This window comes from Flavobacteriales bacterium (assembly GCA_013214975.1).
Taxonomy (GTDB): domain Bacteria; phylum Bacteroidota; class Bacteroidia; order DT-38; family DT-38; genus DT-38.
In genome coordinates this window covers 1-8363 of record JABSPR010000007.1, presented here as the reverse complement: position 1 = coordinate 8363, position 8363 = coordinate 1, and the positions used below count along the sequence as shown (strand labels likewise).

9 protein-coding genes are annotated in these 8363 nt (G+C 34.3%); 4 read left to right on the top strand and 5 right to left on the bottom strand.

Features of this window, described 5'->3' with window-relative positions; all coding sequences use genetic code 11:
* Window positions 1-72: 72 nt before the first annotated feature.
* From HRT72_00465 to HRT72_00445, 5 genes are all read right to left on the bottom strand, one after another.
* Window positions 73-588: an NAD(P)H-dependent oxidoreductase gene (locus HRT72_00465; protein ID NQY66188.1), complete on the bottom strand. Its 516-nt coding sequence runs from the start codon at window positions 586-588 to the stop codon at window positions 73-75.
* Window positions 589-590: 2 nt separating this feature from the next.
* Complete coding sequence (locus tag HRT72_00460) at window positions 591-1121, bottom strand: adenine phosphoribosyltransferase (GenBank protein NQY66187.1); 531 nt, start codon at window positions 1119-1121, stop codon at window positions 591-593.
* Between the two features lie 6 nt (window positions 1122-1127).
* Window positions 1128-1352: a hypothetical protein gene (locus HRT72_00455; protein ID NQY66186.1), complete on the bottom strand. Its 225-nt coding sequence runs from the start codon at window positions 1350-1352 to the stop codon at window positions 1128-1130.
* Window positions 1353-1391: 39 nt separating this feature from the next.
* Window positions 1392-1928: a universal stress protein gene (locus HRT72_00450; protein ID NQY66185.1), complete on the bottom strand. Its 537-nt coding sequence runs from the start codon at window positions 1926-1928 to the stop codon at window positions 1392-1394.
* Window positions 1929-2161: 233 nt separating this feature from the next.
* The gene (locus HRT72_00445; protein NQY66184.1) at window positions 2162-2575 is read right to left on the bottom strand and encodes a hypothetical protein; all 414 of its coding nucleotides are present in this window, start codon (window positions 2573-2575) and stop codon (window positions 2162-2164) included.
* A 142-nt stretch (window positions 2576-2717) separates the two neighbouring features.
* Here HRT72_00445 and HRT72_00440 point away from each other — a divergent pair, with 142 nt between their 5' ends.
* From HRT72_00440 to HRT72_00425, 4 genes are all read left to right on the top strand, one after another.
* Window positions 2718-3842, top strand: a complete 1125-nt coding sequence (locus HRT72_00440; GenBank protein ID NQY66183.1) for a tetratricopeptide repeat protein — start codon at window positions 2718-2720, stop codon at window positions 3840-3842.
* 761 nt (window positions 3843-4603) lie between these two features.
* A complete protein-coding gene (locus HRT72_00435; protein NQY66182.1) occupies window positions 4604-5002 on the top strand; it encodes a response regulator in 399 nt (132 codons plus the stop codon).
* A gap of 188 nt (window positions 5003-5190) precedes the next feature.
* Window positions 5191-7668, top strand: coding sequence for a PIG-L family deacetylase (locus tag HRT72_00430; protein NQY66181.1), 2478 nt, complete (start codon window positions 5191-5193; stop codon window positions 7666-7668).
* A 131-nt stretch (window positions 7669-7799) separates the two neighbouring features.
* Window positions 7800-8363, top strand: a 564-nt coding sequence (locus HRT72_00425; protein ID NQY66180.1) for a sodium:solute symporter, incomplete at its 3' end; no start/stop codon positions are given.

The following is an 8363-nucleotide window of genomic DNA, read 5'->3' as shown; positions in this document are numbered from 1 at the left end:
CATTTTTATAAGCTAAGATTTCACTTTCCAATGCATTCAGGTTCTTATCAAAAAGCTTAGCTAATGAATTTATCATGCTTTAAAGTTTTCTATTCGGTTAATAAAGTTTCTCAGATCGTCTTTCACCTTATCTGATAGTTTGTTTTTCTCAATCCATCCATGAACTTCTGTGCAATAATCCATTGTCATGTATTTAGCTGTTTCAGTAAAAGGCATTAGAAACCCATCCACAACAAATTTATCTTCTCCACAACTAAGTACCGACATTGTTTTTCCTTTCCATTTCCGTCCCACATCTTTATGTGTTGTGAACAGATCGTAAAGTCGATCGAAAAATGTTTTCATAGGTGCCGACATTGTATACCAATACACAGGTGTTGCGAATATGATATGATCATACTCGTTGGCTATTTTCTCGCAAATTGGAATAAAGTCATCATTTGCGTTTTTATAATCGTAATCGAAATAAGCGATGTTTTTACCGGTAAGGTCTATCACGTCAATGTCCCCTTCAGAGGCTATAAAGTCTACAAGCTTTCTTGTTTCACCAGTACTTCGTGAACTGGCCATTACTATTACAGTCTTCATTTTTATTCTCCTTCAAATTCTACAATGCTGTACGTCTTGAATCCTTTTTGCTCTAGCTTCTTTCTACCGCCTATTTCAGGGAGTTCTATTACAAATGCAATTTCCTCAATTTTGCCGCCATTGTTTGTAATTAATTCTGCTGCTGCTAAAGATGTACCTCCAGTTGCAAGCAGATCGTCAATAACTAATATTTTTTGTCCGGGTTCAACAGCATCCGTATGAATTTCTAGAGTATCGGTTCCGTACTCTAAGTCATAAGTAATTGAATTTGTTTTGTAGGGTAGTTTCCCTTTTTTTCGGACTAAAATGCAACCTGTATTTAGTTCATTTGCAATTACGCCTGCCAAAATAAATCCTCTGGCCTCAATTCCAGCAACGGCATCTATACCTCGTCCTTTATATCTATCCACGAGATTGTTTACGACCTGTTTTAAGCCATCTTTATCTTGAAAAAGAGTTGTTACGTCTCTAAATAGTATTCCTTTTTTAGGGAAATCAGGTATTGTCCTGATTTTCTTTTTTATTTCTTCCATTTAACTTTAATCTATTACCATAATCGGAAGTTCTGGTGCACATGCAAAGTCGTGAGTATTGTCTTTTCTAAACATCCCATCGATAAAGTGATACTCTCGACGAATTAAAACGAGCAAATCATTGTCGCCTTTAAGATTCAGATAATAGTTAATTCCTTTACTAACTGTAGATCTCCTTATCTTTTTAAAAGAGTGCTTAATCTCTTCAAATAGATGACTTTCGCTTCTCATTTCTCATTGCTGCTCTCCAGAACTTTTCTTGTCATTCGTTTAAATATGTGCTATTCGAACTTCAGAATCAAATTCTTTTGCGATTGAAGTTAACAATAATAAGGATTTTCTGTTCTTAATTGGTCTTAAATCACTTGCCCACATAATGATATTGATGGGTTTTGTTTTAAAGTTTCCTGGAATTATTAGTAAAGTATGATCTGTAGAAGCCATCACATCTGTAGTGTTGCTTCCAATCAATATTCTTTTCAAACCGGTTACTCCTTTAGTTCCCATAATAAGAAGTTCAGGACTCGTTTCTTTGCCTATTTGTTGAATGGTTTGCAATAGCTCACCACAGAAAGCATAATTCCCAATAGGGTTATTATAGTTCTCTGTTATTGCAATTTGAATTCTTTTTTCTATCATTTTGGTGATAGTCTCTTTGGTGGCCAATTTATCTTCAATTAGATCATTCTTTTTATAGGCATATAAACAGTTAACACGAAAGTTCATTTTTTCTGCGAACTGAAATGCATACTTCAATGCGTTTAAAGAAGTGTCTGGAAAATCAATAGGAATTAAAATAGACTTCATTTAGAAGTAACAGATGAGAAGATTGATGCGTAATCTGCTCATCCATATCTAGTTATGCCTGATATGTGAAAAGTGGATACTATTTAATCTAAAATATTCACTGCGCTAGTATATTGAAATAAATTATAGCTGTAAATATGAATTAGGAGGGTAGGTATTATTAAATGGGGAGAATGTAGGTACTAACGTTGAGTGTCGATTTTACTCATGAAATATGAGATTCGAAGTTAAGATCACTTAGCAATTCGAACAGGTTCTTTAAGCCAATCTTCCGCATCACTATCTTTTTCGAAAAATCGATATTCATATTTTGGTTGCGTTACATATTTGAAATACCAGTTAGATAGTAATTTCGGAAAGAAAGAAGAAATTACAATTGCCAATTTCGTGATTTTAAAATCATTTTCGGCAAATATATCTGTATGTCGAGCTTCTTTAGTCATACTCATGCCTTTCCCTACCACAGCAATTACGGGTAGATATTCACCATGTTTTGTGAAATCATCGAACATGTCTCTCATGCCGTGTAAATCTTCTAATGTTACAATATGTCGATCTTTTAATCTAATGTCGACTACGTTGTCATCTCTTAGGATGAGTCGAACCCCATCTTTTTTTGAAGTGCTATTTATTTCTGTATTGTCCATCTCAGCCCTATAGAAATACAAATATATAAAAGTTAATCCCAGGTGAGAACGGGATAGTGGTCAAACTGTTAATATTAAACTGTTTTGTGAATGATTCATTTGTAATAAAAGAATAGTTTTACAACACCATGATTAATTGTGAGTGAAGTGTTTTCTATTTATTCTACTTTGTGCGGTTTCCACATTCTGTGGCGGGCAGGAATTAACAATTAAAAAAGCGACTGATGCTTTTGATAGAGGAAAGTATACCATATCTGCCTACCTCGCTTCACAGGTATTAAATGCCTATCCCAAAAGCGAGAAAGCCTATTTTATTCGAAGTCAGTCTAATTTAAGAATGAATAATTTAAAAGAAGCTCAAGATGATATTAAGAGCGCTCTTAAATTGAATCCTCTATACATAGAGGCGTTGGCTTTAAATGGTTATATACTATCATATCAGGGAAAGTATATTGATGCACGAAAACAATTTGACGATATTCTGGAACTTGAAAAAGATTATTCGGATGCTTATGTTGGAATTGGCGAAATATATCATTTGGAGGAAAAACCACAATATGCTATTCAAAGTTATTTGGAAGCTATATCGGTTGACCCCAATAATGTGCTTTCATATTTCAAGTTAAGTGAAATTTACTTTGAGGATGATAATTACAACACATCTATAGAGTATGTTAACAAGGTAATTGAGAAACAGCCAAATTTGGTAATTGCTTTGTTATTAAGGGCGAATAATTATTTTAATTTGGGTCAATATAAAATTGCCCTTTTAGATCTAAATCGGTTACTTGAATTAAATAATGCGCACGAAGAAGCACTTTATTATAGAGGCGTAGCAAATCTTCAATTGGGAAAGTTTTACGGAGCAAAACATGATTTAACAAAAGCGGTGTCGTTAGATGAGAACAATCCATTCTACTTACATTATCAAGGTATTGCTCAAAGTGAATTGGGTGAATTTAGTAATGCTATTTTGTCTTATAATTCGGCATTAAAGAATAAATATAGTAGTCTTCTAATCTATTATGATAGAGCGATCGCATATTACAATGTTGGAAGAATGGTAGATGCCGATCGCGATTGTACAAAGCTAATTAACAGCAGGGGGCTGTTGGAATCCGAAAATATGGTTTATGAGTTACGTGGCGATATTAGAATAGAGATGAAAAAACCAGGTCTAGGATGCGATGATTTTAAAATTGCCTTAGCCAAAGGTTGTTCTACTTGTGAGTCTAAATTTGAAAAGTATTGCTCCACGTTAGATTAATAGAATTTCCTATATAATCTAATTTGCATTTTTTTACATCGGATGGATTCGATCGTTTATCTATTAATAATTATCCTTTATCGAAATTAATCACAGATTCTCTTAAGTGTTCGTAATATCATACAACGAAAACAGATATATGCGAATTATTAAGATGGAGTTGAATAAGAAAATCCTTAAACAAATTAGAAAGGCAATAAACATTGTATTGCTGATAATGATTTTAGGGATGGTATTTGTCTTGAAGAATTATGCATCAAATGATAATAACTCTTACACTGTTAATCATAGAAATAGTAATATTTCCTTGTGCTTTGACTATCCTTGTAACTTAAATAATATTAGCTCGCTTTATTTATTGGAAGTCAAAAATAATTAATTTGACCTACTTCAGTGTAAGTAGATAAAGGAGGAGATGTAATCATTTCCTCCTTTTTCATTTACATTAAAATGGATGTTTGTTAAAATTGATTCATTACCTTAACATGTAATATAATCCCTGAATATTACAGAAAGAAAGAATTGTTTTTGCCGTAATTACCACCTGGGCAATGCTTTAGGGTTTTTGTTATGATCCTGTTTTATTTCAGAGTAACAAGTGTGCCTGTAAGAAATTGTCTTTTTTTAATAAAATGGGTTAAATCACATTGATTGATGTGTATCAATAAATGAGAATGTAAGATTTTTAGCATTACTTTTTTAGCTATCCTGCGTATACTGACCGTATTACGTCATTTTGAATTGTAAAAGGGAAGAAATAGATGCAAAAGTTTGATTCTATATTGTTGGTTGATGATGATTCAATTTCAATTTATTTAGCGAGGTATTTTATTGAAGGTATTAACCTGGCAAAAAAGATTAGTGAAGTTTATAATGGTAAGCAAGCTTTAGAATTTCTAAAGACCAATAAAGTTGATTTGATCCTATTGGATATAAGCATGCCGGTAATGGATGGTTTTGGCTTTCTTGAAGAGGCTCAAAGAACAAACCTTTGTCCTGATACCCCTATAGTAATACTAACCTCTTCCAATGATAAGATAGATATAGATAGGGCTAAGGATTTTAATGAAATAATGGGGTATATAGTAAAACCTCTAACCAGTAATAAATTGGAAGGCGTATTTACAAAATATTTTAAAACGTATGTTTCGTCTCAATAGGGTGTCTTATAATTTATTTGTTTTTTTTTACGTTGTAATTATTATAGAATAATTAGTGAATTAGGTCAAGTCCAAAACAATAGAAAAGATTAGCTCCTTCGATTAGAAGGAGCTTTTCATTTGTCCTATTTGAAAAAGGGTAAATCCCCAACCTTATATTCGATACTTTTGAATACAAATTTACACGTATGATAAAATTTCTTTGCCCAATATATCTTGTTCTAATTATAGTGACGACAGGGATTGGTTCTCTAAAAGCTCAAGAGCTAAATTCTTCTCAGATTCAAATGCGCCTACAAAAGCTAAATGTATTAGCCAGCGTTATGTATCTGGCTGCACATCCAGACGATGAAAACACAAGAGTAATTTCCTACATGGCAAACCATGTAAAAGCGAGAACATCATATTTATCGCTAACTAGGGGAGATGGAGGACAAAATCTTATAGGTTCTGAGAAGGGTGCCTTGATGGGTATTCTAAGAACAAATGAACTTCTCGGTGCCCGGAATATTGATGGAGGAGAACAATGTTTTACCCGTGCAGTAGATTTCGGATACTCAAAGAATCCAGAAGAAACATTTACTAAGTGGGATAAAAATGAAATTTTAAGTGACGTAGTATGGGCTATAAGGCGTCTTAAGCCAGATGTTATTATTACTCGTTTTTCAATGAGTTATAAATCAGGACATGGTCATCATTCAGCTTCTGCTATTCTTGCTGATCTTGCGTTTGACGCGTCTGGAAATAGAGAAGAATTTGCAGATCAGCTTAAGTATACACAGGTATGGCAGCCACATCGTATGTTTTTTAACAACAGTACCTGGTGGGATAAAGAGTTAGAAGAAACCGCAAAGACTAATAAAGATTATACAACAGTTAATTCAGGGATTTATGATCCCTTATTGGGGGCGTCATATGCTGATATAGCCTCGGAAAGTAGAAGCATGCACAAGAGTCAAGGTTTTGGTGACTCTAAGGAAAGAGGAGAGTCGATTGAATATTTGCAATTAATAAAAGGAGAAGGTATAGAGGATGATGTATTTGATGGAATTGATATCACATGGGGAAGAGTAGATGGAGGTGCTGAAATTCAAAAATATGTTGAAGAAGCAATCAGAAAGTTTAACCCTGAAGACCCTTCGTTAATAGTTCCTGATTTATTGCAAGCATATTCTCTTATAATAAAGTTGAAAGATCAATACTGGAAGGGTGTTAAAACGAAAGAAATTAAAAAGTTGATTTTGGCTTGCTCAGGGATTTATATAGAATCAAACGCAGATTATTATAGTGAGGGCATAGGAAATGAAATTGGATTGACTTCTTCAATTGTAGTGAGATCTGGTGTGAGGACAATAATGAAATCACTTCAAATAGGGTTAAAGGATACTTTAATTAATGCTGATTTGGAGTATAATAAGATGACTAATTATGTTAATAAGGCTATTGTTCCTGTGTTGCCTAACACAAATGCATATTGGTTAGAAGGAGACTTTGAAGGGATTTACAAAGTAGAAAATCAGCTTTCTATTGGGTTGCCTACAAATGAACCTACTTTAAAAGTTGGATATGTATTAGAGATTGAAGGAGTAGAAATATCTTTTTCGGTTCCATTAAAATATTGGTGGAACGACTTAGTGAATGGCGAAATGTATCGTCCGTTTTTTTCTATGCCAAGTGTTACTGCTAATCTCGATAACGACGTATTCATCTTTGCTTCAGAAGAAACGAAGAAAGTTTCAATTAACATCAAAAGCCATACGGATAATGTTAAAGGAGAAGTTAAAGTTCACGTAGGTACTGGATGGGGTATTAGTAATTCAGTAGGCTCTTACAGTATAGAAAGCAAAGGAGGCGAACAGCAGGTTGAATTTAAAATAACTGCACCAGCAAAGAATGCTGTTGGAGAAATTAGCATATCATTCGAAGAGAACGCTAGAAGCCTTAAAACTATTACATATTCGCACATAGAATCACAAGTAGTTCTTCCTTTGGCAAAAAGCAAAATAGTTAGCCTTAACGTTAAAACGGTAGGAAAGAAGATTGGCTATATAACTGGTAGCGGTGATAATGTTCCGTCTGCAATAGAGCAATTGGGTTACGAAGTAGTTTTGCTAGGAGAAAATGAATTGCGAAATTCGAATCTCTCGGAATTTGATGCAATAGTTGCAGGAGTTAGGCTTTATAATACACATGAGTACATCGTTCATGTGAACAATAAACTAATGGAATATGTTAAGGCTGGAGGGAATTATGTGGTACAGTATAATACAAATTATAATGTACTAACAACAGACATTGGTCCATACCCATTTAAGATATCACGTGACAGGGTAACAGTGGAAGAAGCTAAACCAACTTTTCTAGATCCGAATCATCCTTTATTAAATACGCCGAACAAGATTGAAGAGAGTGATTTTGATAATTGGGTTCAGGAAAGAGGACTGTATTTCCCTGACGAATGGGATGAGAATTATTCGCCGATAATATCTTGGAGTGATCCAGGCGAAGATGCTAAAGAGGGGAGTATATTAGTAAGTAATTATGGCAAGGGTACCTTCGTTTACACAGGTATTTCGTTTTTTAGAGAGTTGCCAGCAGGAGTGCCAGGAGCGTTTAAATTGTTTGCGAATATTCTTTCATATAGAAATTCAGAAGGTTCTAAGTAAATGTCGGAAAAGGAAAGAATTCAAGAGGAACAAGGCCTTGATGATAACTGGAATCTAATATATCTAATAGTTCTAGCTTTTATGGCGGCTTTGGTTTTATCCTTTTATTTTATGACCTCATACTATCAAGCATGAATTCAATAGATTGGATAGTTCTTACTTCTACTATAGGGTTCATTGTCTTTTATGGAGCTTGGAAAACTCGAAAAAGTAAAGGGTTAGAAAGTTATTTGAAAGGGGATAATCAGATGAAATGGTCTACGATCGGATTGTCTGTGATGGCTACACAAGCGAGTGCAATCACGTTTATATCAACTCCTGGTCAGGCCTTCGAATCTGGAATGGGGTTTATTCAAAACTATTTTGGGCTGCCCTTAGCGTTGATCATTGTTTCCGTGTTCTTTGTTCCGATTTATTATAAGCTGAAAGTTTTTACTGCCTACGAGTATTTGGAGACCCGTTTCGGGGTGCATAGTAGACTTTTAGCAGCATTCCTTTTTCTTATTCAACGCGGTTTGGCAGCAGGAATTACAATTTATGCTCCTGCTATAATTCTTTCTACAGCTTTAGGTTGGAATTTAACAGCAACCATATTTTTAGTAGGTGGACTAGTTATCGTGTACACGGTTTCTGGTGGGACAAAAGCCGTAAGCCTTACCCAGAAGTGGCAAATGGGAATCATAATGTTAGGTATG

Excerpts from the sequence above, each read along its gene's own strand:
- HRT72_00465 (NQY66188.1), bottom strand. The coding sequence starts at position 588 with ATGAAGACTGTAATAGTAATGGCCAGTTCACGAAGTACTGGTGAAACA.
- HRT72_00460 (NQY66187.1), bottom strand. The coding sequence starts at position 1,121 with ATGGAAGAAATAAAAAAGAAAATCAGGACAATACCTGATTTCCCTAAA.
- HRT72_00455 (NQY66186.1), bottom strand. The coding sequence starts at position 1,352 with ATGAGAAGCGAAAGTCATCTATTTGAAGAGATTAAGCACTCTTTTAAA.
- HRT72_00450 (NQY66185.1), bottom strand. The coding sequence starts at position 1,928 with ATGAAGTCTATTTTAATTCCTATTGATTTTCCAGACACTTCTTTAAAC.
- HRT72_00445 (NQY66184.1), bottom strand. The coding sequence starts at position 2,575 with ATGGACAATACAGAAATAAATAGCACTTCAAAAAAAGATGGGGTTCGA.
- HRT72_00435 (NQY66182.1), top strand. The coding sequence starts at position 4,604 with ATGCAAAAGTTTGATTCTATATTGTTGGTTGATGATGATTCAATTTCA.
- HRT72_00430 (NQY66181.1), top strand. The coding sequence starts at position 5,191 with ATGATAAAATTTCTTTGCCCAATATATCTTGTTCTAATTATAGTGACG.